This is a genomic window from Streptomyces sp. NPDC002588 (assembly GCF_040295925.1).
Classification (GTDB): domain Bacteria; phylum Actinomycetota; class Actinomycetes; order Streptomycetales; family Streptomycetaceae; genus Streptomyces.
The window spans coordinates 59,568-81,648 of record NZ_JBEOWF010000021.1 but is presented as its reverse complement, the minus strand read 5'-3'; the positions used below and the strand labels follow the sequence as shown (position 1 = coordinate 81,648).

At 69.9% G+C, this 22,081-nt stretch carries 22 protein-coding genes and 1 pseudogene; 11 read left to right on the top strand and 12 right to left on the bottom strand.

What is annotated here, in order from left to right; translation table 11 throughout:
- Nucleotides 1–39: 39 nt before the first annotated feature.
- Nucleotides 40–864, bottom strand: a complete 825-nt coding sequence (locus tag ABT057_RS24470; RefSeq protein ID WP_352345700.1) for a helix-turn-helix domain-containing protein — start codon at nt 862–864, stop codon at nt 40–42.
- Complete coding sequence (locus tag ABT057_RS24465) at nt 861–1,616, bottom strand: peptidoglycan-binding protein (protein ID WP_352345699.1); 756 nt, start codon at nt 1,614–1,616, stop codon at nt 861–863. The genes ABT057_RS24470 and ABT057_RS24465 overlap by 4 nt, the downstream gene beginning before the upstream one ends.
- A 308-nt stretch (nt 1,617–1,924) precedes the next feature.
- On the opposite strand from ABT057_RS24465, the gene ABT057_RS24460 reads away from it, so the two are divergent.
- The 3 genes from ABT057_RS24460 (at nt 1,925) to ABT057_RS24450 (ending at nt 4,641) form a co-directional block, all read left to right on the top strand.
- Nucleotides 1,925–2,290, top strand: a complete 366-nt coding sequence (locus ABT057_RS24460) for a peptidoglycan-binding domain-containing protein (RefSeq protein ID WP_352345698.1) — start codon at nt 1,925–1,927, stop codon at nt 2,288–2,290.
- A gap of 103 nt (nt 2,291–2,393) precedes the next feature.
- Nucleotides 2,394–2,759 (top strand): peptidoglycan-binding domain-containing protein, encoded by a 366-nt coding sequence (locus tag ABT057_RS24455; RefSeq protein WP_352345697.1) that lies wholly within the window; start codon nt 2,394–2,396, stop codon nt 2,757–2,759.
- A gap of 115 nt (nt 2,760–2,874) precedes the next feature.
- A complete protein-coding gene (locus ABT057_RS24450) occupies nt 2,875–4,641 on the top strand; it encodes a C40 family peptidase (RefSeq protein WP_352345696.1) in 1,767 nt (588 codons plus the stop codon).
- Nucleotides 4,642–4,676: 35 nt separating this feature from the next.
- Here the strand turns inward: ABT057_RS24450 and ABT057_RS24445 are convergent, their stop codons facing one another.
- From ABT057_RS24445 to ABT057_RS24435, 3 genes are all read right to left on the bottom strand, one after another.
- Entirely contained in the window at nt 4,677–6,032 is a 1,356-nt protein-coding gene (locus ABT057_RS24445; protein ID WP_352345695.1) for a GH25 family lysozyme, read from the bottom strand.
- A 145-nt stretch (nt 6,033–6,177) separates the two neighbouring features.
- On the bottom strand, nt 6,178–7,572 hold the full coding sequence (locus tag ABT057_RS24440; RefSeq protein ID WP_352345694.1) for a sensor histidine kinase: 1,395 nt from the start codon (nt 7,570–7,572) through the stop codon (nt 6,178–6,180).
- Nucleotides 7,569–8,267, bottom strand: a complete 699-nt coding sequence (locus ABT057_RS24435) for a response regulator transcription factor (protein ID WP_352345693.1) — start codon at nt 8,265–8,267, stop codon at nt 7,569–7,571. The genes ABT057_RS24440 and ABT057_RS24435 overlap by 4 nt, the downstream gene beginning before the upstream one ends.
- A gap of 124 nt (nt 8,268–8,391) precedes the next feature.
- Between ABT057_RS24435 and ABT057_RS24430 the strand changes: the two genes are divergently transcribed.
- A complete protein-coding gene (locus ABT057_RS24430) occupies nt 8,392–9,639 on the top strand; it encodes a DUF3500 domain-containing protein (protein ID WP_352345692.1) in 1,248 nt (415 codons plus the stop codon).
- Nucleotide 9,640: 1 nt separating this feature from the next.
- Entirely contained in the window at nt 9,641–10,999 is a 1,359-nt protein-coding gene (locus ABT057_RS24425; protein WP_352345691.1) for a HupE/UreJ family protein, read from the top strand.
- A gap of 88 nt (nt 11,000–11,087) precedes the next feature.
- Here ABT057_RS24425 and ABT057_RS24420 read toward each other — a convergent pair whose 3' ends face one another.
- Complete coding sequence (locus ABT057_RS24420) at nt 11,088–11,786, bottom strand: 2-phosphosulfolactate phosphatase (RefSeq protein WP_352345690.1); 699 nt, start codon at nt 11,784–11,786, stop codon at nt 11,088–11,090.
- Nucleotides 11,787–12,011: 225 nt separating this feature from the next.
- Between ABT057_RS24420 and ABT057_RS24415 the strand changes: the two genes are divergently transcribed.
- The 4 genes and pseudogenes from ABT057_RS24415 to ABT057_RS24400 form a co-directional block, all read left to right on the top strand.
- The gene (locus ABT057_RS24415) at nt 12,012–12,434 is read left to right on the top strand and encodes a VOC family protein (RefSeq protein WP_352345689.1); all 423 of its coding nucleotides are present in this window, start codon (nt 12,012–12,014) and stop codon (nt 12,432–12,434) included.
- Nucleotides 12,435–12,543: 109 nt separating this feature from the next.
- The gene (locus tag ABT057_RS24410; RefSeq protein ID WP_352345688.1) at nt 12,544–13,575 is read left to right on the top strand and encodes an aldo/keto reductase; all 1,032 of its coding nucleotides are present in this window, start codon (nt 12,544–12,546) and stop codon (nt 13,573–13,575) included.
- A 7-nt stretch (nt 13,576–13,582) separates the two neighbouring features.
- The gene (locus tag ABT057_RS24405) at nt 13,583–14,677 is read left to right on the top strand and encodes a winged helix DNA-binding domain-containing protein (protein WP_352345687.1); all 1,095 of its coding nucleotides are present in this window, start codon (nt 13,583–13,585) and stop codon (nt 14,675–14,677) included.
- 1 nt (nt 14,678) lies between these two features.
- A pseudogene (locus tag ABT057_RS24400) lies at nt 14,679–14,859 on the top strand (MBL fold metallo-hydrolase); the annotation flags it as partial.
- A 102-nt stretch (nt 14,860–14,961) separates the two neighbouring features.
- Here ABT057_RS24400 and ABT057_RS24395 read toward each other — a convergent pair.
- The 5 genes from ABT057_RS24395 to ABT057_RS24375 all read right to left on the bottom strand — a co-directional run bounded on the left by ABT057_RS24395 (nt 14,962) and on the right by ABT057_RS24375 (nt 19,780).
- Nucleotides 14,962–15,276 (bottom strand): putative quinol monooxygenase, encoded by a 315-nt coding sequence (locus tag ABT057_RS24395; protein WP_352345686.1) that lies wholly within the window; start codon nt 15,274–15,276, stop codon nt 14,962–14,964.
- A 100-nt stretch (nt 15,277–15,376) separates the two neighbouring features.
- Nucleotides 15,377–16,666: an alpha-L-fucosidase gene (locus ABT057_RS24390; protein WP_352345685.1), complete on the bottom strand. Its 1,290-nt coding sequence runs from the start codon at nt 16,664–16,666 to the stop codon at nt 15,377–15,379.
- A gap of 22 nt (nt 16,667–16,688) precedes the next feature.
- Nucleotides 16,689–17,549, bottom strand: a complete 861-nt coding sequence (locus ABT057_RS24385; protein WP_352345684.1) for a carbohydrate ABC transporter permease — start codon at nt 17,547–17,549, stop codon at nt 16,689–16,691.
- Nucleotides 17,539–18,444, bottom strand: coding sequence for a carbohydrate ABC transporter permease (locus ABT057_RS24380; protein ID WP_352345683.1), 906 nt, complete (start codon nt 18,442–18,444; stop codon nt 17,539–17,541). The genes ABT057_RS24385 and ABT057_RS24380 overlap by 11 nt, the downstream gene beginning before the upstream one ends.
- Nucleotides 18,445–18,487: 43 nt before the next feature.
- A complete protein-coding gene (locus ABT057_RS24375; protein ID WP_352345682.1) occupies nt 18,488–19,780 on the bottom strand; it encodes an ABC transporter substrate-binding protein in 1,293 nt (430 codons plus the stop codon).
- 96 nt (nt 19,781–19,876) lie between these two features.
- On the opposite strand from ABT057_RS24375, the gene ABT057_RS24370 reads away from it, so the two are divergent.
- Nucleotides 19,877–21,085 carry an ROK family protein gene (locus ABT057_RS24370; RefSeq protein ID WP_352345681.1) on the top strand — a complete coding sequence of 403 codons (1,209 nt, stop codon included), beginning with the start codon at nt 19,877–19,879 and terminating at the stop codon, nt 21,083–21,085.
- Between the two features lie 30 nt (nt 21,086–21,115).
- On the opposite strand, the gene ABT057_RS24365 is transcribed toward ABT057_RS24370, so the two are convergent.
- Nucleotides 21,116–21,376 (bottom strand): hypothetical protein, encoded by a 261-nt coding sequence (locus ABT057_RS24365; protein WP_352345680.1) that lies wholly within the window; start codon nt 21,374–21,376, stop codon nt 21,116–21,118.
- Nucleotides 21,377–21,619: 243 nt separating this feature from the next.
- On the opposite strand from ABT057_RS24365, the gene kilB reads away from it, so the two are divergent.
- Nucleotides 21,620–22,066 carry a plasmid transfer protein KilB gene (gene kilB, locus ABT057_RS24360; RefSeq protein WP_352345679.1) on the top strand — a complete coding sequence of 149 codons (447 nt, stop codon included), beginning with the start codon at nt 21,620–21,622 and terminating at the stop codon, nt 22,064–22,066.
- The last annotated feature ends 15 nt before the right edge of the window (nt 22,067–22,081 follow it).

The following is a 22,081-nucleotide window of genomic DNA, read 5'->3' as shown; positions in this document are numbered from 1 at the left end:
CCGGGCGTCGCGACCCCGCGGAGATCCATCAGAAGGGCCCTACGGGCCGACCGTGCCCTCGAAGCACTCCTGCGGGCCGCCTGCGGCGGGATCCAGGCAGGCGCGTACCACCTCGCCTGCCGTCACTGCCACCATCGGGGTGAAGAGGTAGCCTTCCGCGTCATATTTGTCGTGGACGGTGGCCGTTCTCGCCGGTCCGCCGGGGGCGGACACCTCGATGCGGTCGCCGATCCGGCTCCGCCAGATCCGGGCCCAGGCCGCCCCGCACCCCACGCTGTACCGGATCGCCAGTTGCTCGCCGGTGGCGGCCTGCCGGGAGCTGAGGTCGCGAGGAGTGTTCCCGCACCTCATGTTGTCGGGGCTCTCCCCGGCGCAGGACTTCCCGTGGCACCGGGGGGCCGTCGGCGACGCTTCGGGGATGGTGGCCGCGCCGGGCCACCGGTGGTTCAGGAGCGCGATCGCGGCCGCGGAGACCAGCACGAGCGCGATGACGCCCGCGTACGCCACGCGACCGCGGAGCCGTACCGCTGCCGTGGCTTCCGCCGCCGCCGGCGGCATCTCCGGCTCCGGTTCCATGTCCGGTCCGGGCTCGGGGAGTTCGACCGCACCCCGCTGACTGACTGCCAGATCCGCCAGCTCCCACAGTGCCACGAGCCGACCTGCGGGCTCGTGGGCCAGCTCGCACAGCACTTCGACGGCCTCACGCGGCGGCAGCACCTGCCCGCCGAGATACCGTCCCCAGGCCGATTTGCTGTACGGAGTCTGCTCGGCGAGACCGGCCAGGCTGAGGCGCGTACGGTCCTTGAGTTCGCGGAGCCCCTCGGTCAGCTGCCTGCGCTCGGGCTCCGCCGGCGGGGATGTCATGCGCGCAACGCCGCCCAGGTGTGCGGCCCCACCATGCCGTCGACCACCAACTTCGCTTGCGTCTGCTCCCGTTTGACGGCACGCTCCGTGAGTTCGCCGAAGATGCCGTCGATGCCGCCCGGCGAGAAGCCGGCCCGCTTCAGCAGGCACTGCACCTCCGCGACGGCCGGGCCCGTGTCGCCGAACTGCACCAAGTCGTCCCGGGTCGTGCTCTGGCCCGCGTACCAGCGGCCGTCCTTGCGGTGGATGTGACATGTGTAGCTCGCCGGCGCGCCGGCGTGGGCCGTTGCCAGGCTCACGCTCTCGTGCCAGGGCTCGGTGACCAGCAGGGCGACGAGTGCGCCTGCCGCCGCTCCCGCCGCCACCAGCAGCAACCGCTTGGGCAGCCGGTGCGCCGGCACCGGCGCGAGCAGGAGTTCCCGCCCCTCCCGTCTCTCCTGTCCCTCGCGGCCTTCCTGCCCTTCCTGTTCGGCCGCCTGCCCGCCCTGCCCCCAGCACGCCGCGGCGACCTCGTGCAGCGCGAGCAGCCGGGTCGGATCCGTCCCGCACACCCGCGCCAGCTCCTCGACGGCCTGACTCGGCGGCAGGTTCCTCCCGTTGAGATACCGCTCCCATGACGACCTGCTGTACCCCGTCTTGGCTTCCAGGGACTTCAGATTCAGCCCGCTGTGGTCCTTCAGCCTGCGCAGGTGCACGACGAGTTGCCGGACCTGCGGGTCCAGTGACTCGGGCAGCGCCTTCCAACGAGACATGTTCCCTCCCCCACTCACACAGCCGGTCTGCCCCCTTGGCATCGGCACTCTACGGATAGCGATGCCGAGTGGCCGATACCAGTTCCTCCGCTTGGGCCCCACGCGTGCGTTCCGGCCACTCGACCCGTCCCCGCGCGACACCAGCCCGTGTGTCGTCCCCGCAGGTCAGAAGGTGGGACGCCCCGCCGACACTTCACCTGACCGGCAGCTCTCGACTCGACTTGAAGCCGCCCGCCAGCATCGGTGAGGCAGGACGGGCGGCAGGGATCCACTCCACCGCCCCATCCACAACCGAAAGGTCTCCGGACATGAACGTACGCAAGAGCCTCGCTCTCGCCGCCGCGACCGTCGCATTCGGCAGCGGCCTCGCCCTGGCTCCGGCTGCCCACGCCGCAGCGCCGGCCGCGGCCCCGGGCGGCGTCTCGGCGGCGGTCTTCGGCTGCGACTACACGACGGCCAAGCCGACGATCTCCTACGGTTCCACCGGCTCCGCGGTCAAGCAGGCCCAGTGCCTCCTGAAGTACTGGGGCTACTCGCCCGGCGCGGTCGACGGCATCTTCGGCACCAACACCCGCTCCGCGGTGATCAGTTTCCAGACGAACGTCTGCGATCTCGACGTCGACGGCATCGTCGGCCCCAACACCTGGCGCGCGCTGAGCACCGTCGGCTGCTGATCCCGGCAGGACCCGACGGCGGCCCGTCCCCCGCCGGGGGAGAGGACGGACCGCCGTCGGGTGTGGGCCGGGAGGTCTCTCATCCTCGGAAGGAGCGAGCACAGTGCGCAAACACCGAACCGCAGCCGGACTGGCGACCATCGCCGTGCTGGCGGTCGCCGGCGCGACGGCAGCCGCCGGCCAGGCGGCCGCCGCCCCGACGGCCGACGCCGTCCCGATATCCGTCCAGGTCAGCGACACGAGCTGCGATTACACCACCGCGACCCCGACTCTCCCGTACGGCAGCACCGGCTCGGCCGTCAAACAGGTCCAGTGCCTCCTCATCCAGTGCGGCTACTACGCCGGCCCCGTCGACGGTGTCTTCGGGCCGGGCCTCCTGACCGCGCTCAGGCGGTTTCAGGCCGACCACGGGCTGATCCCGAACGGCATCGTCGACGCGGCCACCTGGGCCGCTCTGCGCGAGTGCTGATCGGCGTGCTGTTCTCCGTCCTCGCGGGGAACAGCACGCACCTGTTCCCGGAGCACGTGAGCACCCCGCGCACGGCCCCTTCCCGCCCTGTGCCTCCACGTAAGAGGAGATCTTGATGACCGCTCACAGAAAGGCCCGCAGCAGGCTCTGGTCGCCGCTCGTCGTGGTGACGTTGGCCGTTGCGGTGCTGACCGGGCTCACCGCCGGCGCCCGGGCCGCCCCGGCGCCGGTCAACCTGAACTCGGCGTCCTGCCCCGCCACCATCAGCCAGGGCGAGTCCGACGGCTGCGTCGCCGAGTTGCAGAGGCTGCTCAACCTGTACGGACAGTCGATCGCCGTCGACGGTGTCTTCGGCCCGGGAACATACGCCGGGGTCCGTGTCTTCCAGTCCCAGTCCGGGATCGCCGTCGACGGCGTGGTCGGACCTGTGACCAAGAAGGCGCTGTACAACGGCAGCGGCTCTGCCGGCGCCCCCGCCCGCGTCGATCTGACGTCGGCTCTGTGCCCGGTGAACGTCACCGTGGGCGAGAAGGACGGCTGCGTCACCGAGCTCCAGGACCTGCTGAACCAGCACGGGGCGACGCTCACGGTGGACGGCGACTTCGGCCAGGCGACCCTGTCGGCCGTCAAGACGTTCCAGTCGGGCGCGGGTCTGGCCGCGGACGGGATCGTCGGCCCCGACACCAAGACCGCCCTCTACCGCGGCGGTGTCAGCCAGGGGACGTCGGCGGTCGACCTGCGATCTCCGTCCTGCCCCGCGCTCATGCGCCAGGGCGAGATCGACGGCTGTGTGATCACCCTGCAGAGCCTGCTGAACGCCCACGGGCAAAGCCTCGCCGTCGACGGCGACTTCGGTCCGGCCACGCTGTCGGCCGTCACGTCCTTCCAGACGAGCGCGGGTCTGTCGGCGGACGGGATCGTCGGCCCCGCCACCAAGACCGCCCTGTACACCGGCGTGGGCGGGAGCGGTACCGCCGCGGCGCCGACGCCGGTCAACCTGACGTCCAGCCTCTGCCCGACGTACATCGTCCAAGGCGAGAAGGACGGTTGCGTCACCGAGCTGCAGAGCCTGCTCAATCACCGCGGCGCGCAACTGACCGTCGACGGTGACTTCGGTCCGGCCACGCTGTCGGCCGTCACGTCCTTCCAGGCGAACGCGGGTCTGTCGGCGGACGGGATCGTCGGCCCCGCCACCAAGACCGCGCTCTACGGCGGGACCGTCGTCACGGGCGGATGCGCGCTGATCGACGGCGAAACCGGTTGCGCCACCGGCGACGCCATCGCCGCGCGCGTCGCGGAGTACGCGCACTGGCTCTTCGACTCCCCGGCCTCGGCGGCACAGACCGCCGACCAGGCAAGAGTCCTGGGCCCCTACGGCTTCGGGTCGCTGCACGACATTCCGTACGTCTGGGCCGGAGGGCACTCGGGGTCTCCCGGACCTTCCAAGGGTAGCTGCTGGGGCTACACCGGCGCCATCCAGCCCTGCCCGGCCGATGTCACCGTGGGTCTGGACTGCTCGGGGCTCGTGCGCTGGATGTACATGCTGGCCGCCGGCATCGACCTCAGCAGCGGCGGCGACTCCAGCACCCGCGGTGAGATCGCGAACAGTCACCTTCACGCCGTCTCCCGCAGCCAGTTGCGGCCCGGCGACCTGATCTTCTGGGGAAGCAGCCTCAGCGACACCGAGCACGTGGCGATCTACCTGGGCGATCAGGATGTCGTGTCGGCGGACAATCCCGGCGATCCGCTCCACCCCTTCTCGCCCCCCAGGAGCGGAACAGGTCCCGCTGTGATGGAAGCATGGTTCACCGGCAGCCACGTCGAACCCCATCTGCTGAGCTGGCACAGCAGTAGCCCGATCGGCTACTACCACGTCACCTGACGGGACCGTCGGTGCGGCCGGCGGAGCCTGTCGGGTCACCGATTGGCCAGCCGGTCGAGGTCGGCCTGCGTGCCGTTGAAGACGTCCGCGGTCACCGGGGCCTGGATGCCCTCGGGGATCGCGGCGTCGGTGTACTGCCACATGGTCCAGGTGGCCGACCCGGCAGGCAGCGGAGGCTGGGCGATCGACTGCCGGTAGTCCGCGAGTTGCAGCGGGTACGCGGCGAAGGCGGTGGTCGAACCCAGGCAGTCGTCCAGGAACGACTTCTGGGTGTAGATGATCGGCGTGCGACCGAACGCGGCCTTCACCGCGTCGAGCCAGGCCGTGGCGTCGGCCACTGTTCCGTAGACGGGACAGCGGCCGCTGCCGTCGTCCATCCGCTCCAGGTCGAAGACCGGCGGCAGGTCGCCCGCGCGCTGCCCGGTGTAGCCGGTCGCACGCACGGCGGCGATGAACCGGTCGGCCTGAGCCGCTCCGGTGTCAGGGGAGGTGGCCGTGTAGAAGTGGAACGGGGCGACGGCGAGCCCCGCCGCCCTGGCCGATTCGAGGTCGGTGGCGAGGTACGCGTCGGTGACGTTGAGACCCCGGGTGGCCTTGACCGTCGCGAACTCGAAGCCCGCGGCCCGTACGGCCTCCCAGTCGATCGGCGCGCCGTCCGGGTGCTGGTACTCGGCGGTGTCCACGCCGTCGACCGGATAGCCCGCGGGCCGCGGCGGAGTGCAGTACACGTTCCGGCTGGACCAGTCCACGAGTGCCGCCCAGGTGTTGGGCCCGACGACGCCGTCCGCGCCGAGGCCGGCGCAGCTCTGGAACTCGACGACCCGGGACTCGGTCCCGCCGCCGAAGTTCCCGTCGATCGTCAGCGGAGGGTAGTGGCCCGGTTCCATGGCCAGGTTCAGGCGGCACTGCACCTCCCTGACCTCGACGCCGGTCGCCCCCGATTGCAGCGTGGGGCGCGCGTCGCTGTGACCGCACACGGCGGCCTGCGCCGCGCCCGAGGAGCCCTGGACCGAACACTTCTGCGGATGCGCTGCCCAGGTGTTCAACGCCGCCCAGGTCAGCGGGCCTATCACGCCGTCGGCGGTCAGCCCGGCGCACTGCTGGAAGGCCTGGGTCCGGGCCGCAGTGGCGGGTCCGAACGAGCCGTCCGCCGTGATCGGCGTGTACCCGCTGCCCTTCGTCGCCAGGTTGAGCTCGCACTGAGCCTCGACGGCCGGGGTGCCCGTCGATCCCTGCCGCAGCGTCGGCTGTTCGGCGGTGTGCCCGCAGACTGCGACGGCGAGCGCGGCCGACCCGGAAGACTCTGCCGCGTCGACCTCCCCTGTCCCTAATGCGAGCAGGACCGCCGCCACGATCGGGATCAGGCTCCGCCGAAGTGTCCGCTCTTCCATCTGTTACCTCCTGCTGTTCACGGCCAGGGGCCCCGGCCATGGGCATCAGCCTTGCAGTGTGTGCCCGGAAAGCGCTCTCCCTCGCCGGATTCAGGAGGACCGGGCTGTCGTCGGGGTCGGCGAACCAGAATGAATCGCCTCAGCTTCACAGCAGGCGCGACTCGTCCACGGTGAAGCCGATCCGTGCCCCGCCGCCGGGGCGAGGACCCGCGGTAACGGTGCCTCCGTGGGCCTCGGCGACCTCACGGACGATGGCGAGTCCGAGCCCGGAGCCGGGCAGGGCGCGAGCGGAGTCGGCACGGTAGAAACGGTCGAAGACATGGGGGAGGTCGTCGGCGGCGATGCCCGGTCCGCGGTCGGACACAACGAACGCTCCGCGGCGGATGCCTACTTCGATGAGACCGTCGCCGTCGTGGTCGAACTTGGCGGCGTTCTCCAGAAGATTGCCCATCGCGCGTTCGAGGCCCTGCGGTCGGCCGCGGACCACGGAGCCGTCGGCGTCGATGTGCACCAGGCGCCCGGTCCGCCGGTACACGCGCCGTGCCACGCGGCGGGCGACCGATGCCAGCTCTACGGCCTCCTCCGCCTCGTCATGGCCGCCGGCCAGCGCCAGCTCGACCAACTCGTCGACAAGATCCGCGAGTTCGCCCGTCTCACCCTCGACGTCGTCGAGGAGCCGATCGCGGGCCTGCGGGGAGAGCTCGGCGACGCGGCGCAGCACGGTGGCGTTGGCGCGCAGGCTGGTGAGCGGGGTCCGCAGCTCGTGGGCGGCGTCGTGGACGAGCCGCTCCTGCGCGTCGCGGGCGGCAGCGATGCGGCCGAGCATTCCGCTGAACGACCTGGCGAGCCGGCCCACCTCGTCCTCTCCACCCACCAGGCCCGGCACCTCGGACCCGACCCGGCCGTCGGCGCTGACCTCTTCGGCGACCTGGGCGAGTCGTACCAGGCGACGGGTGATGCGTCCCGCGACCAGCCATCCCGCGCCCGCGGCGGCCAGCATGACGGCGAGGCTGACCATCGTGATCTCCCTGGCCATGCCGGTCAGTACGAAGTGTGTCTGGTCGACGTCGACCGCGACCTGCAGGGCGCCCCGGTCGCGGCCGAGGGCGGTGGTCAGCCGGCGATAGGTGCGGCCCGCCACCACGACCTCGGTGATCGCCGACTCCCCGGTGTCGCCGGAGGCGGCCAGCCGTCGCGCGAGGTCGGACACCGGCAGCCGCACGTCCGGGCCGCCGACGTGGACGGATGTTCCGTCAGCGGCCACGGTCTGCAGGATCAGCCGGCGGTCCTTCTCGTCTCCGGGACCGGGGAGGTCGGGGCCGGGAAAGAGCTCCGGCGCCTGGGCGATCACCTCCGAGGACGCGGGCCGCCGGTCCGTTTCCTCGGTCTGGGCCAGTGCCACCGCGGCCGAGCGCAGCGTCCGGTCGATCTCGGAAAGGACCCGGTCCGAGGCGGCGCGATAACTCAGAGCCCCGACCAGGACCGCCACCGCCGCGCCGACGGAGGCGAAGCCGAGCGCCAACCGCGAACGAAGTGTCATGGCCGTGCCGCGTAACCCACGCCGCGCACGGTGTGGATCAGGTCCGGCGCTCCGGTCGTGCCGAGCTTTCGCCGAAGGTACCCGACGTAGGTCGCGAGATTCTTGGCGTCCACCCTGACGTCGGGACCCCACACCGCGCCGTAGATCGTCCCGTGGTCCAGGACGAGTCCCTCGTTGCGTACCAGGAGCTCCAGCAGGTCGAACTCGGTCCTGGTGAGGCGCACTTCCTCCGTCCCCCACCACACGCGGCGGGCCGAGGGAGCGATGCGCAGCGACGCCATCCGCAGGACGGTACCGGCGGAGGGCGCCTGCGCGGTCTCCGGTGTGAGTGCGGCCCTGCGTAACAACGCTCTCAGACGGGCCAGCAGTTCGGGCACCGCGAAAGGCTTGGGCAGGTAGTCGTCGGCACCGGCGTCGAGGCCGGCCGCCCGGTCCGGCGGTGCGGATCGGGCGGTGAGCATGAGGACCGGCGTGCGGTCGCCGTCGGCGCGCAGCACGCGGCACACGCCCATGCCGTCGACGTGGGGCATCATGATGTCGACGACCAGTACGCCGAAGGACTCCTGCCTGGCCCGGGTCAGCGTCTCCACCCCGTCGGCGGCGGTGACGACGTCGTACCCCTCCAACTCCAGGGCGCGCGCGAGGGATTCACGGACCGCGCGATCGTCGTCGGCTATGAGGACACGATCAGACATCCGGGCATGATGGCACATCCTCCCGGCACGGCTTCTCATCGAACTCCGGACAGATTCCCGACCGCCTCTGAGAACGCTCGTGCAGCATGGGGTCTCATCTTCACTCACCCCCCACAGGAGTCCCATGTCTTCCGTTTCCCGCCCAACGACCGCCCCCGCACTGTCGCCGCAGCGGGACGGCAGACCGCAGCGCGTACGTCGTGCCGTCGCCCTTGCCGTGTGCCTCGGCCTCGGTGTCGTGGGCTGCGCCGCCCTCGACCCCGGTTCCTCCGCCGCGGCGTTCACGAAGCCGAAGCAGATACCGGCGTCCGCCCTCCGCACCGGCGCCGGCGGCGCGAACACCGCACAGGTCGTGCGCGCCGCCAACGCCTTCCTCGCCACGCTGACGGACGAGCAGAAGGACACCGCCCTGTACGACTTCGACGACCCGGCGAAGAAGACCGGCTGGTCGAACTTCCCGACGCCCGTCGTCGAGCGCAACGGCCTGAAGCTGGGCGACCTCACCGACGAGCAGGAGGCCGCGGCCCTGAAGGTCATGGAGGCCGCGCTGAGCAAGAAGGGCTACGAGGAACTCGTCGAGATCCGCAAGGCCGACGACTACCTCGCCTCTCTGCCGGACACCGGCGGACCCGGCGGCGGCACCCCGACGGGTACCCCCACCGCAGCTCCGACCGGCACCCCCACCGCGACGCCGACCGGTGGCGGCGGCAGGCCCCCGGGCGGAGGAGGCGGCGCCAACTTCGGCTCCGAGTGGTACTACATCTCCTTCTTCGGCACCCCCAGCAGGACAGGGGAGTTCACCGTCCAGTACGGCGGTCACCACGCCGCCTACAACCTCACCTACGCCGGCGGCAGCGTCAGCATCTCGCCCACCCTCACCGCCGTCGAGCCGATGGAGTTCGACTGGGAGAACCTGTACTACGCCCCGCTGGAGGACAAGCGCACCTCCACCATCGGCGCCGTCCAGTCGCTCACCGCCGACGAGCTGGCAGCCGCCGAGATCGACGGCAGCTTCGACGACCTGTACCTCGGCCCCGGCCACGACGGCCCCTTCCCCGCACAGCCGGCGGGCGTCCTCGTCGGCAGCCTCACCAGGAAGCAGCAGGCCAAGGTGACCGCGATGCTCAAGGCCTGGGTCGACGACCTGGACGAGAAGGCGGCGGCGCGCCTGCTGGCCAAGTACGTGTCCGAGTACGACGAGACGTACATAGGCTGGAGCGGCGGCACCACGCTGGACAATGACCAGACATATGTGCGACTTGACGGGCCGTCGGCCTGGGTCGAGTTCTCCAACCAGCCGGGCGCGTCGACGGACGGGATCCACCAGCACACGATCTTCCGGGACGAGACCGCCGACTACGGCTGGGAGTGACGTGCGCCGAGCGTTCACCGTCCTGCTGTTCGGGGTACTGCTGCTGGTCGGTGGCCTCGCGTCACCGGCCGGCGCCCACCCCATGAGCACCTCCGCGGTACTCCTCGACGTCCGTGCCGACGACGTCGAGGGTGAGGTGCAACTGCCGATCGACCGTCTGGCCGTCGCAGTGCACCGCGATCTCACACCCGCGAGCGTCCTCGGCGCCGACCGGGCCTTCCTCCGGGACTATGCGGCGAAGCACATCGCGGCCGTCGGCTCCGAGGGCACCTTGTGGACGGTGACGCTGGGCACCCCGGCGGTCCGCACGATCGACGCGACGGCCCATCTGGTCTACCCGCTCGAGATCCGTCCGCCCGACGGTCACGTCACCGACTTCGAGCTCCGCTATGACGTCATCGTCGAGGAACTGCTCACCCACCGGGTCCTCGTCACGGTCCGGTACGACCTCGACCGGGGCATCGTCAGGACGGACGACGCCCAGACCCTGGGGGTCGTCGACTGGGACACCAAGAGCCTGAAGGTTCCCGCCGGGGACGGAACGTGGCTGAAGGGCTTCGTCACGACCGTGGGCCTGGGAACGGAACACGTCGGCGAGGGAGCCGATCACCTCCTTTTCCTCCTCATGCTGCTCGTCCCCGCTCCCTTGGTGGCGGCCGGGGGCCGGTGGCGCACCGTCGGCTCGTCGAGGCGGCGCAACGTTCTCCGGGTCGTGCACGTGGTCTCCGCCTTCGCCGTGGGCCACTCGCTCACCCTGGCCCTGGCGGCGGCCGGGGTGATCCAAGTGCCGTCCCGGCCGGTGGAGACACTGATCGCCTTCTCCATCGCCGTGTCGGCCGTCCACGCGATACGACCCCTCGTGGCCAGGGGAGAGGTGTTCATCGCCAGTGGCTTCGGACTCGTCCACGGGCTTGCGTTCGCGTCGCTCATCGGCGACCTCGGCCTGGACCGCGGAAACCTCGTCGCGACGCTGCTCGGCTTCAACCTGGGCATCGAACTGACCCAGTTGCTCGTCGTCGCCCTGATGATGCCGTCGCTGCTGGCCCTGGCCCGCACCACCTGCTACCCCGCGCTACGAGTGACCCTGGCCTGTCTCGGCCTGCTGTTCTCCGCGTCCTGGATGCTGGAGCGTTCGACCCTGACCTCCTCCGACCCGTTCGAAGGTGTCCAGACGTGGCTGGTGGAACACCCGCTGCTCGTCGCCGCCGGGTTCGCCGGGTTCGCCGTCGTCGCGTCGCGCCTGGCACCCCTCGGGTCCGCCGCGGGACCGGACCCCGGCGGCATGCCCGAGCCGCGGTCCACCGACTCCGAGGTCCGGCCCCTAGCGGACGCCGCGCGCAAAGGCGGCCCCACTTCGTGACGGGGGAGACCGGCATCATCCGGTGAGGGCACAGCGCAGCGATCGGCAGGTGAGAGTCGGACCTCACTCGCGATCAGATCAGATCAGGTCAGATCGGGGCGTCGGTCGGCGAAGGCACGGCGCGGGGGCGCAGGACCATGAGCGAGTCTTCCAGGCTCGCCGCCATGGCGAAGGGGAACCGGTCGAGCTCGAGACAGAGTGCGACGTCGTCAGGATGGACTCCTTGACGCACGCCCTCCGCCAGTTCGGCGGCGGCACGTGACTCGGCGGCGCGGCGGAGGAACTCGGCAGGATCCGTCCTCGCCCCGGTGGCTCTCCGAGCGATGTATTGAGCGCACGCCAGATCTTCATCGGCCTGTCCGTCGTCGCCGGTGACCACGAACGTGACACCGTCACTCCTGCGGGTCCGCAAGAGCCGAGCCGTCGCCTCCGCCACCACGAAGCCGGCGCACAGCACCAACGACGCGTCCTTGACCGCAAGGGCGCCGACCGTCCCTGCCGTGGTCTTCTGCACAACGGTCCGGCCGCCAAGGTCGACCGACCGCAGCAGGCCGGGCGAGTTGACCATGTCGAACCCGGGCGCGGGGGGACCGTCCTTGAGCGCCGCCCAGTCCGGATGGCGGGACTTGAGCGCGAGGGCTTCGTCCAGCGACTCGGCAAGCACGATCTTTTCCGCCCCCTGGGCAAAGGCCCAGGCAGCCACGGTGAAAGCACGCATGACGTCGACCACGACCGCCACGGACGGGGCCTCGGCCAGCTTTGCGATGCCAAGAAAACGAGCGTCCATGCCGATCATGATCGCGCGTGCCGGACCCGAAGTACCCCGGGAGTGATACGCGTCATGTCTGCATGTGCCCACGCTGCCCGCAGTACCGGACCGATCCTGTCCTGTACCCCTGTGATGGTGGGAATCCAAGCCGCCCGGGAGGCATCGCTCCTGGTCACGGAGGCCGCGCCGTGGGCTTGGGACGACCGGCGGCCGACTTCGACACATCAAGGCAAGGAGCGGGCCATGTCCGTTACGACCACCACCCACCTGAACTTCCGGGGCGCCGCGCGTGAGGCGCTGGACTTCTACCGGTCCGTCTTCGGCGGACGCACCGTCGCCGTCACCTACAAGGACGCGGGCGCCGTCCAGAACGAGGCCGAGGCGGACTGGGTGATGTGGGGCGAGGTGACCGGCGACAACGGCTTCCACGTGATGGCCTACGACGTGCCCTCGCAACTGCCGTGGAACCAGGGCCAGAACCCCTTCTTCGTCTCCGTACGCGGCGACGACGCCGAGGAGATCAGCACCCTGTGGGGCAAGCTCGCCGAGGGCTCGACCGTCGTGCGTCCGCTGGAGCCCGCGCAGTGGGCGCCCCTGTACGGGATGCTCACCGACCGGTTCGGCGTCACCTGGGTCCTGGACGTCACCGCCCCGTACAACGGCTGACCCCAGGCCTAGTCGACACAACCGCCCGTCCGGGCCGCCGCGACCCCACGGGGCGGCCCGGACGGGCAGACAACGAACTCGTAGATCAGGGAAAGGAAAGCGACCCACCGTGCGGATACGGAAGCTGGGACGGACCGGCATCGACGTCAGCGCCTACTGCCTGGGCACCATGATGTTCGGCAAGATGGGCAATCAAGATCACGACGACTGCGTGCGCATGATCCACCGGGCGTTCGACGCGGGGGTCAACTTCGTCGACACCGCCGATGTCTACGGCTACAGCGAGACCGAAGAGATCGTCGGCAAGGCGCTGAAGGGACGCCGCGACCAGATCGTGCTGGCAACCAAGTTCAACGGCCCGATGGGCGACGGCCCCAACCGGAGCGGCAGTTCCCGGCGCTGGGTCGTCCAGGCGGTCGAGGACTCGCTCAAGCGGCTGCAGACCGACTACATCGACCTTTACCAGATCCACCACCCCGACCCCCACACGGACATCGAGGAGACCCTCTCCGCGCTCACCGACCTCGTACGGGCCGGAAAGGTCCGCGTGATCGGTTCGTCCAACCTGCCGGCGTCGGACATCGTCGAAGCCCAGTGGGTGTCCCACCAGCGGGGCCTGCACCGCCTGCGGAGCGAACAGCCCACCTACTCCATCCTCAACCGCGGCATCGAGCGGGAGGTCCTGGCGGTCTGCCGCCGCTACGGCATGGGCGTCCTGGTATGGAGCCCGCTGGCCATGGGCCTGCTCACCGGCCGCTACCGCAAGAACGCCTTGCGGCCTGACAACGCCCGCATGCACTGGGTCCCCCGACACCTGACCGACGAACGCAAGCTCGACGCGGTCGAGCAACTGCTCACCCTCGCCGGGGAAGCCGGCCACTCCCTCACCCACCTGGCCATGGCCTTCGCCACCAGCCACCCCGACGTCACCGCCGCCATCATCGGCCCGCGCACCATGGACCAACTGGACGACCTGCTCGCCGGTGCCGCCCTCACCCTCAGCGACGACATCCTCGACAAGATCGACGCCATCGTCCCGCCCGGCACCGACATCAGCCCTCTGGACGTCTCCTACACGCCCCCGGCCCTCACCCGCACGGATCTGCGCCGACGTCCGTCCCGCGAGCGAGCCGCAGCCTGAGAACGCCATGACCGTCCTCGACACCCGCGCTCTGAACCGCGCCACCCTCGCCCGCCAGCACCTGCTCACACGCAGCGCCGTATCCGCGTTCGAGGCGGTGGACCACCTGTGCGGCCTGCAGGCGCAAGAGCCCCAGGAACCGTTCACCGGGCTGTGGTCCCGCCTGGCCGACTTCAAGCCCACGCAACTGGACGATGCGCTGACCGGCCGCACCGTGGTGCGCACCCATCTGATGCGCCGCACCGTCCACCTCGTCACCGCCGACGACGCACTCGCCTGGCGAGCCCGCCACGACACCATGCTGCGCCAACGCGTCCTGGGTACCTACCGGCGCGAACTGGCCGGCCTCGACCTGGACGAGGTCGCCGCCGCCGGCCGCGCCATCATGGCAGACCGGCGGCCCCGCACCATGAGCGAGCTCGTGCAAGCCCTCGAAGACCGCTGGCCCGGCCCCCCACGCCGGGTCCTGGGCGAGCTGCTCGTCGCCGCCCTCATCCCCATGGCCCAACTCCCGCCCCGCGGCCTGTGGCACCACAAGGCCGGCGTCCGCAACCTGCCCTTGGCGACCTGGCTGGAACGGGAGATCGCCCCCCTGCCCGCCGACGACGGCGACCCCGTCGGACAGCAGCTGCTGCGCCGCTACCTCGCCGCCTACGGGCCCGCCGCCGGCGCGGACCTACGTGCCTGGTGCGGTCTCGCCGGCCTTCCCGCCGCCATCAAAGCCGCCCGAGAAGAACTCGTCGTCTTCCGCGACGAACGCGGCCGCGAACTCCTCGATCTGCCCGACGCACCCCGCCCCCACCCCGACACCCCCGCCCCGGTCCGGTTCCTCCCGGCCTTCGACAACGCCATCCTCGGCTACCACGACCGCAGCCGCATCATCGACGCCCCCCACCTCGGCCTGTCCGTCGCGGGCCACCGCACCGTGCTCGTCGACGGACGCGTCACCGCCACCTGGACGGTACGCGACCACCGACTCCGCATCAGTCCCCTCCGGCCCCTCACCGCCCCGGAACAGGAAGCCGTCCGCGCCGAAGCCCAGGACCTGAGCACCTTCCTGGACGAGGACATCGAGCACGTCCGACTCGACACCGCCGACTGACGACCGGGCGGTCTTCGTCGGAGATCCGCTGCACAGCCCGGTGCAGATCCGCCGGCCCTGCCGCAACAGCGACGCCTGCCCGGCCCCGGAACAAGCGGTGGCCTTGCCGCCGCCGGATTCTCGGGCGGGCGGCTGATGAACGGGAGCTGCTCGTCGCTGCGCACATCGGCGGTGCGGGTGCGGACGATGCCTTCTTCGGGCCGACTGTCGCGCGTGTGGCCCCGGATGGCCGGAAAGGCGAAATGCCCGCCGAGAACGCCGGTTCGGCGGGCACCTCGTCATGTTCAGGCCGGGGCGGCGGGCAGCGCGGAGTACGGGTGGACTTCGATGCGCATGGGCGGCTCGGCGAGGAGGCCGATGATCTCGTCCCGCAGCTCGTCGGCGAGGGGGCTGTTCTCGTAGGCGTCCTTCGCCTCGCGGTTGCGGAACACTTCCATGTTCCACAGCACGTCGGGGTCGGCGTCCTCGCGGGCGATGATGAACCGGTCGGAGGACCCCGACTTCTCCATCCCCGCGGTGGCCAGTGCGAACAGCTTGTCACCGAGTCCGGGCTTGGCGCGCATCTTGATGATGTACGCGGGCTGGTCCTGCAGTGCCATGTTTCCTCCTCTGTCTCGCGGCGGAGCGGTCTGGCGCGAGCCGGTGCCCCATCGCTGGAACCTTGTTCCAGAGTGATTCTGGAACAAGGTTCCAGCGATGTCAAAGCGTCAGGAACAGCTCGATGACCGGCACGGCCACCTCTGGCCGCTGTACGGGCAGTCGAAGCGTCAGCGTCCCCGCGGGCGGCGCGGACATCCGGGTGGTGTCCGGCGCCTGACCCTCGTCGATGCTCTGCACTGCGATCTCCGAGGCGTCGTGCAGGAACTGCGCATACCGCACCCTCCCGGCCAGCCCTGGCAGTTGCAGATGCCCGAACGGCCACGCGAACAGATGCAGATAGAGCCGGTCACCGCGCTGTGTGTAGCGGCAGTCGGGCGGAGCCGTGAACTCGCTCGGCCCGCTGCCGTACACCGCACGGCCGTGCAGCCGCATCCACTCACCCACGGCCCGGAAGGCCCGCTCGGCACGCGGATCGATCAGCCCCCGCCCGGTCGGCCCCACGTTCAGCAGTAGATTGCCGTCCTTGGCGACGGTGTCGACGAGCATCCGGACCAGCAGGTCGGGCGACTTGTCGTCGCGGTTGTCGCGGTCGTACCCCCAACTCCCGTTGAGCGTCTGGCAGACCTCCCATGGCACCGGTGAACCGTCCGCGGCGCGCATCGGTGCGTCGGGCTGGTACTGCTCGGGGGTGACGAAGTCGCCGGGGATGTCGAGCCGGTCGTTGACGAGGATCCCCGGCTGCAACTGCCGCACCATGGCGAGCAGTTCCTCGGAGCGCCAGTCGGCGGCGCCCTTCCCGTTCCAGGTGTCGGGCCTGCCCTCGTAGGAGAAGTCGAAGAAGAGATAGTCGATCCGGCCGTACCCGGTGAGCAACTCCCGTACCTGTGCGTGCAGATAGTCGGTGTACTTGGTCATGTCGCGGTCCGCGTTGGCCGCCTTGAAGTCCTCGTCGTCGCGCTGCGGGTGGTGCCCGTCGACGGGGAACTGCGGATGGTGCCAGTCGAGCAGTGAGTGGTAGAAGCCGATCCGCAGGCCTCGGTCCCGTACGGCCTTCACCAGCGGCGCGATCAGGTCCTTCCCGTACGGGGTGTTGGTCACTTTGTAGTCGGTGTGCGCGGAGTCCCACAGGCAGAAGCCGTCGTGGTGCTTGGTCGTGATCACGAGGTAGCGCATCCCGGCTGCCTGGGCGAGCCGCGCCCACTCGTCGGGGTCGTGGAGATCGGGGTCGAAGTGGTCGAAGTAGGGCTGGTAGTCCTCGTCGGTGAGGCGCTCGCGGTTCTTCACCCACTCGTGGCGGGCCGCGAGCGAGTACAGCCCCCAGTGGACGAACATCCCGAAGCGGGACTCGGCGAACCAGGCGTGGTCGTCCGTGGGGGAGGCGTTGGACATGGTGGTCCTTTCCGTTGCTCCGTTACCGGCCACCGAGGCCGCTGGTCGCGATCCCTCGGATGAGGTGTTTCTGCAGGACGATGAGCAGCAGTGTCGTGGGCGCCATGGAGATCACGGACGCGGCCATGACGAGATTCCACTGGGTGCCCTGCTGCCCGAAGAACAGCTGGAGGCCGAGCGGGACGGTCGCCTTCTGGTCCACCGAGTTGGTGATGATCAGTGGCCACAGGAAACCGTTCCAGTAGTTGATGAACGTGAAGACCGCCAGCACCGCGAGCGCCGGGCGCACCAGCGGAAGCATGATCTGCGCGAAGATCCGCACCTCACCCGCGCCGTCGATCCGCGCGCTCTCCGCGATCTCCGTCGGTACGGTCAGGAAGAACTGGCGCAGCAGGAACGTGCCGAAGGCCGTGAACGCCCAGGGAAAGATCAGCGCCTGGTACGAGTCGACCCAGCCGAACCAGCGCATGAGCAGGAACATCGGTACGACCAGGACCTCCTGCGGGATCATCAGCGTCGCGAGAAACGAGAGGAACACCGTGTCCCGGCCTCGCCAGCGCAGCCTGGCGAAGGCATACGCCGACATGCTCGACGCCACGAGGACCACGAGCGTGCCGCAGACGGCCACGAGAAGACCGTTGAGTACGAACCGGCCCAACGGCAGGAAGGTGAACGCCTCCTCGTAGTTGGCCCAGCGAACCACCGAGCCCCACAACGCGGGTGGCGAGCCGAACACTTCGTCGGCAGGCTTGAGCGAGGTCGCGACCATGTAGACGAGCGGCGACACGAAGGCAGCGGCGACGAGATAGACGAGCACATGCGATACGACGAGCCTCGCGCGGCCTGCCCCGCTGCCACCGGCCCGCATCGGTTCAGAGGTCATGACTCACCCACCTGCGCTGGCCCGCGAACTGCACGGCCGTGACCCCGAGGATCAGGACGAACAGGATCCAGGCGGCGGCGGAGGCGAGCCCGAACTGGAAGACGGAGAACCCCTCGTCGTAGACGAACATCATCAGCGTCTCCGTATCGATCCCCGGGCCGCCGCCGGTCAGCAGAAACGGCTGGGTGAAGACCTGGAACGAGGTGATGAGGGTCATCGTCGTGGCGAAGAACAGCGCCGGCGAGATCAGCGGCAGCCTGATCCGCAGGAACATCCGCCAGGGCCCGGCCCCGTCGAGCTGCGCCGCGTCCACGATCTGCTGGGGGATCGCGTCGAGGGCGGCGGAGAAGACCAGCATGTTGTAGCCAAAACCCTGCCACACACTCATCGCCACGACCGCGGCCATCGCCCACCCCCGCTCCCCGAGGAAGTTGGGCGCATGGCTGCCGGTGACCGTCTTCATGGTGCCGTCGATCAGCCCGTCCGGCTGGTAGATCAGCCGCCAGACGATGGCGTTGGCGACCATCGGCGTGACCACCGGCAGGAAGAACAGCACCCGCAGCAGCCGCTGCCCGGTGATCCGCGGTGTCAGCCACACCGCGAGCCCTACCGACACCACCAGATTCAGCGGTACGTAGAGCACGACGAACAGCACGGTGTTGAACAGCGCCCGGCGGAAGACCGGGTCATGGAAGAGAGCCGTGAAGTTGCCGACCCCGGTGAACTCGTGAGCGCCGGCGGCGGGCCACTTGAAGAACGCGATCACCAGCGACATCACGATGGGGAACACCGTGAACAGCGTCAGCCCGATCAGACTCGGCGAGGCGAAGAAGACGGCGGCCCGGCCGTCACCGCCCCGCCGCCGACGGGAGCCCCGGACCGGGTGGGGCGCCACGGTCCGCGGTTGACGCGGCCGGAGCAAGGTGCCGGTCGGCACGTCAGCCCGTCCCGGCCTGCTGCTGGACCTGCTGGAGGACACTGGCACCGGACTCCTGACCGTTGAACGCCTGAACCCCGTACTGGGAGAGCAGCTTGGTCACCTGGTCCCAGTTCTTGGTGGTCCTGAACGGTGTGGCCGACCTGTTGGCCGCGTCGATGACCTCCTGCGCCCCGGCGAACGCGTTCTTGTACCACTGGTCCTGGACGGCCGTACGCGCCGGGAAGGCCCGTCCCAGCGCGCCCAGCTCGCCCAGGACCTTGGCGCTGGTCATCGTCTTGATCGCCTGGAACGCCTGGTCCGGGTACTTGCAGGACTTGGATATCCCGAACCCGGACCCGGCCGAGTACGTCCTCGTCCCGTCCGGCCCCGCGGGAATGGTCGCCAGCCCCACGTCGAACTTGGCCTGTGTCCTGAGCGAGAGCACCGACCACGGCCCGTTGACGGACATCGCCACGTTCCCGTTGAGGAACTGTGTGTCGGGGAAGGCGTTGTCGACGCCCGGCACCTTCGGCGCCACGTGGTCCTCGGCGGACAGTCCGGTGTACCAGTCGAAGCCGCTGACCATGGTCTTGTCGGTGAGCGCGAGCTTGCCGTCCCCGCTGACCGGCTCGGCCCCGGTCCGGGAGAGCAGCATGGGGAACATGTACAGATCCACCGGATACGCCGCGAAGCCGTACTTGCCGCCACGGGTCAGCTTCCTGGCCGCCGCCTCGAACTCGGCCATGGTCCAGCCGACCTTCGGCGCGGGCACGCCGGCGGCCTTGAACATGTCCTTGTTGTACGTGATCACCAGCGAGCCGAAGTCGTACGGGAGCGCGTACTGTTTCCCGTCGACCGCCAGCCCTTCGATGATCGACTTGTCGAAAGATCCGATGTCTAGCTTGTTCTTGGCGATGAGGTCGTCCAGCGGGAGCATCCCGTCGGTGTAGCCGCCGGCCCGCAGGCTCTGCATGGAGACGATGCAGGGCGCGCTGCCCCCGGCGAGCCGGGTCCCGAGCTTGGTGAAGTAGTCGGCGAAGGGGGAGGTCTCGAGCTCTACCTTGATCTTCGGGTTCTCCGCGGTGACCTCGTCGGCCACCTTCTGCCAGGCGTTGCGGTCGTCGGTGCCGGAGGCCCACATCGACCAGGTGAGGGTCACCTCGCCATCGGCTTTCCGGCTGCCGCCCGCGCTCTGATCGCCGCTGCCGCATGCGGCGCAGCCCGCCCCGATGACCGCGGTGGCGAGCCCCACGGCCAGGGCTCTTGTCGTCTGTGTCGTGCCTGTCCCGCTACTTCTGGGGGTCTTGCCCATCGCTGCTCCAGTCAATAAGCTCAGGGCCGAGTTAATTAGCGCGAAACGTAGGCCCGCCGTGGGGCACTGTCAAGGGATGGGACCAAAAGACACCCGATGAATCCGCGCCGCATCGCCGAGCAACCCGCTGCCCGGCCAACTCGCCGCACCACCGGCAGTTCCGCCGAACGTGGCGACATCACCCGCGTCGAGATCCTGGCGCTGCTCTCCATGGCCGGACCGCTGGACCGCCGGCAGATCGCCAAGTGGCTGCAACTGGGAGTGGGAACGGTGCACGAACACACCCGTCGACTCCTGGAAGCCGGTTACCTCCAGGCCCTCGAACCGCAGTCCGGCACCGTCGGCCGCCCCCGCATCCCCCTGCGGATCGTCCCCGAAGCCGCTGCCACCCTGGGCATCCGTATCGCCACGGACCATGTGGTCGCGGTGGTGGTCGGCCTCGACGGCCGCATGGAGGCATCCGACGTCCACCCCTTCGATCCCGCCCCCGCCGCGAACCCGGTCGCCCAGCTCCTCCAGATCATTCGCGGCTACCTCGACGACCCCGCGCTGAGCCCCCGCCTCAAAGCCGTCGGCGTGGCCACCCCCGACACCGTCGACCCGGAGACCGGCTATCTCCACTTCGCCCCCCGCTTCGGCTGGACCGACTTCCCCCTCGGCCAACTGCTGCGCGACCAGCTCCCGGTCCCCGTACTGGTCGACAACGACCTCATCGCCAGCACCACCGCGGAACTCCTCTACGGCGCCGGCCGCGAGCACGACGACTTCCTCGTCCTCGCACTCGGCGACGGAGTGGGCCTCGGAGCGGTACTGGCCCGCCGGGTCCACCGGGGCCCCGGCGGACTGTCCAGCGAGTTCGGACACAGCCCCGTCCGCGATACGGGAGTGCTGTGCGCCTGCGGTGCCCGCGGATGTCTGGAGACCTTCACCAACGACCAGGGCATCCTGCGCGAGGCCCGCCGCCGGGGTCTCGCCACCGAGGACACGGACATCACGGAGATCCGCACCAGGGCGGTCGCCGGGGACCAGGACCTGCTGTCCCTCCTCGCCGATGTCGGAGTGATCCTCGGCCGGGCCCTGGCCGGCGTCGTGAATCTCCTCGGCACGCCCACCATCGCCGTCATCGGCGAGAACTACGCTCTTTGGCCCGGCCTCGAACCAGGTTTCCTCGACGTCATGCGCACGAGTCCGATCGCCGCGGCGCACCGGGTGAAGGTGGTCGTACGACCCTGGCACGACAGTCAACACGCCCACGGCGCGGCGACGTTGGCGCTCGGATCCCCCGGGACCCTCACTCGGGAATGAGGACGACGGCGACCATGGCGCCGACCGGCGTCAGCCGAAGAGGAGGCCGACGTCCTTCTCCACGCAGAGCTGCACGACGGCCGTCAACCGGCGGGCGTCGTCGATGTGCCGTTGCAGGAGAGGACTGACGCTTCCCTCCTGAGGCTGCTCGGCGATCTCCCGCAGGCGGGGGAGGAGCGCGGCGCACTGGATCGGCGTCAGGTCGGGGCCGCCGTCGTCGGGATGATCGAGGAGTGGTGCCAGGACCGTGGAGACGCCTTTCCAGGGGCGCTGTCCGCCAAAGCCGTGCATCAGGAAAGGGCGACCGCAACCGGAACGGTTCGCGGACGGGCCTGAGTGCGGTCGCGCAACCGCCGACCACCGGCCGCTGACTGCCGCAGACCGTCCGGCCCGGGGCTGGAGTCGCCGTCGCACCGCATGCGGCTCCGCAGAGCCCTTCGGCCCGCGGGACGGTTTCCGCTCCCGGCCGGGGGCCGTCTCCGGATGCGACACGAACGGCGGTTGAAGGCTGCCTCCGTTGCGCAGGTACTTCGCATGGCTGACATAGTCTCCGCGGCGACGGGAATCGGCGGTGCCCTGCTCGGCACCGCGGTCGGTGCCTTTGTGACCCATCTACTGCAGCGGCGGAACGCGTCCTTCGCGCGTCTGCACGAGGAGCGCATCCTGGCCTATGTGGCTTTCGCGGAGGCGGTCATGGAGTTCCGCAGAGAACTGATGGACCGCTGGTTCGCCGAACACAACGGCGCCGCCCACGACTCTTCTCCGGTCTACGCCTCCCGCAGCACCATGTGGACCGCCTACTACCGTGTGGCCCTGCTCGCGAGGGACGAGGGCATTCGGCAAGCAGCCACAGCGGCACGGGAGACCGTCTCCTCGATCAAGAAGGCACAGAGCCTGGATGTCATGAAGGCGCGTTCCGACGCCACACGCGAGGCCGTGCGCCGCTTCGTCGACACCGCTCGCGCCGAAGTGTCGCAATAGCAGCTTCCGAGGCTG

Excerpts from the sequence above, each read along its gene's own strand:
- ABT057_RS24465 (WP_352345699.1), bottom strand. The coding sequence starts at position 1,616 with ATGTCTCGTTGGAAGGCGCTGCCCGAGTCACTGGACCCGCAGGTCCGG.
- ABT057_RS24385 (WP_352345684.1), bottom strand. The coding sequence starts at position 17,549 with ATGACCTCTGAACCGATGCGGGCCGGTGGCAGCGGGGCAGGCCGCGCG.
- ABT057_RS24390 (WP_352345685.1), bottom strand. The coding sequence starts at position 16,666 with ATGTCCAACGCCTCCCCCACGGACGACCACGCCTGGTTCGCCGAGTCC.
- ABT057_RS24365 (WP_352345680.1), bottom strand. The coding sequence starts at position 21,376 with ATGCACGGCTTTGGCGGACAGCGCCCCTGGAAAGGCGTCTCCACGGTC.
- ABT057_RS24435 (WP_352345693.1), bottom strand. The coding sequence starts at position 8,267 with ATGTCTGATCGTGTCCTCATAGCCGACGACGATCGCGCGGTCCGTGAA.
- ABT057_RS24415 (WP_352345689.1), top strand. The coding sequence starts at position 12,012 with ATGTCCGTTACGACCACCACCCACCTGAACTTCCGGGGCGCCGCGCGT.
- ABT057_RS24420 (WP_352345690.1), bottom strand. The coding sequence starts at position 11,786 with ATGGACGCTCGTTTTCTTGGCATCGCAAAGCTGGCCGAGGCCCCGTCC.
- kilB (WP_352345679.1), top strand. The coding sequence starts at position 21,620 with ATGGCTGACATAGTCTCCGCGGCGACGGGAATCGGCGGTGCCCTGCTC.
- ABT057_RS24405 (WP_352345687.1), top strand. The coding sequence starts at position 13,583 with ATGACCGTCCTCGACACCCGCGCTCTGAACCGCGCCACCCTCGCCCGC.
- ABT057_RS24440 (WP_352345694.1), bottom strand. The coding sequence starts at position 7,572 with ATGACACTTCGTTCGCGGTTGGCGCTCGGCTTCGCCTCCGTCGGCGCG.
- ABT057_RS24370 (WP_352345681.1), top strand. The coding sequence starts at position 19,877 with ATGAATCCGCGCCGCATCGCCGAGCAACCCGCTGCCCGGCCAACTCGC.
- ABT057_RS24470 (WP_352345700.1), bottom strand. The coding sequence starts at position 864 with ATGACATCCCCGCCGGCGGAGCCCGAGCGCAGGCAGCTGACCGAGGGG.
- ABT057_RS24395 (WP_352345686.1), bottom strand. The coding sequence starts at position 15,276 with ATGGCACTGCAGGACCAGCCCGCGTACATCATCAAGATGCGCGCCAAG.
- ABT057_RS24430 (WP_352345692.1), top strand. The coding sequence starts at position 8,392 with ATGTCTTCCGTTTCCCGCCCAACGACCGCCCCCGCACTGTCGCCGCAG.
- ABT057_RS24450 (WP_352345696.1), top strand. The coding sequence starts at position 2,875 with ATGACCGCTCACAGAAAGGCCCGCAGCAGGCTCTGGTCGCCGCTCGTC.
- ABT057_RS24375 (WP_352345682.1), bottom strand. The coding sequence starts at position 19,780 with ATGGGCAAGACCCCCAGAAGTAGCGGGACAGGCACGACACAGACGACA.
- ABT057_RS24445 (WP_352345695.1), bottom strand. The coding sequence starts at position 6,032 with ATGGAAGAGCGGACACTTCGGCGGAGCCTGATCCCGATCGTGGCGGCG.
- ABT057_RS24460 (WP_352345698.1), top strand. The coding sequence starts at position 1,925 with ATGAACGTACGCAAGAGCCTCGCTCTCGCCGCCGCGACCGTCGCATTC.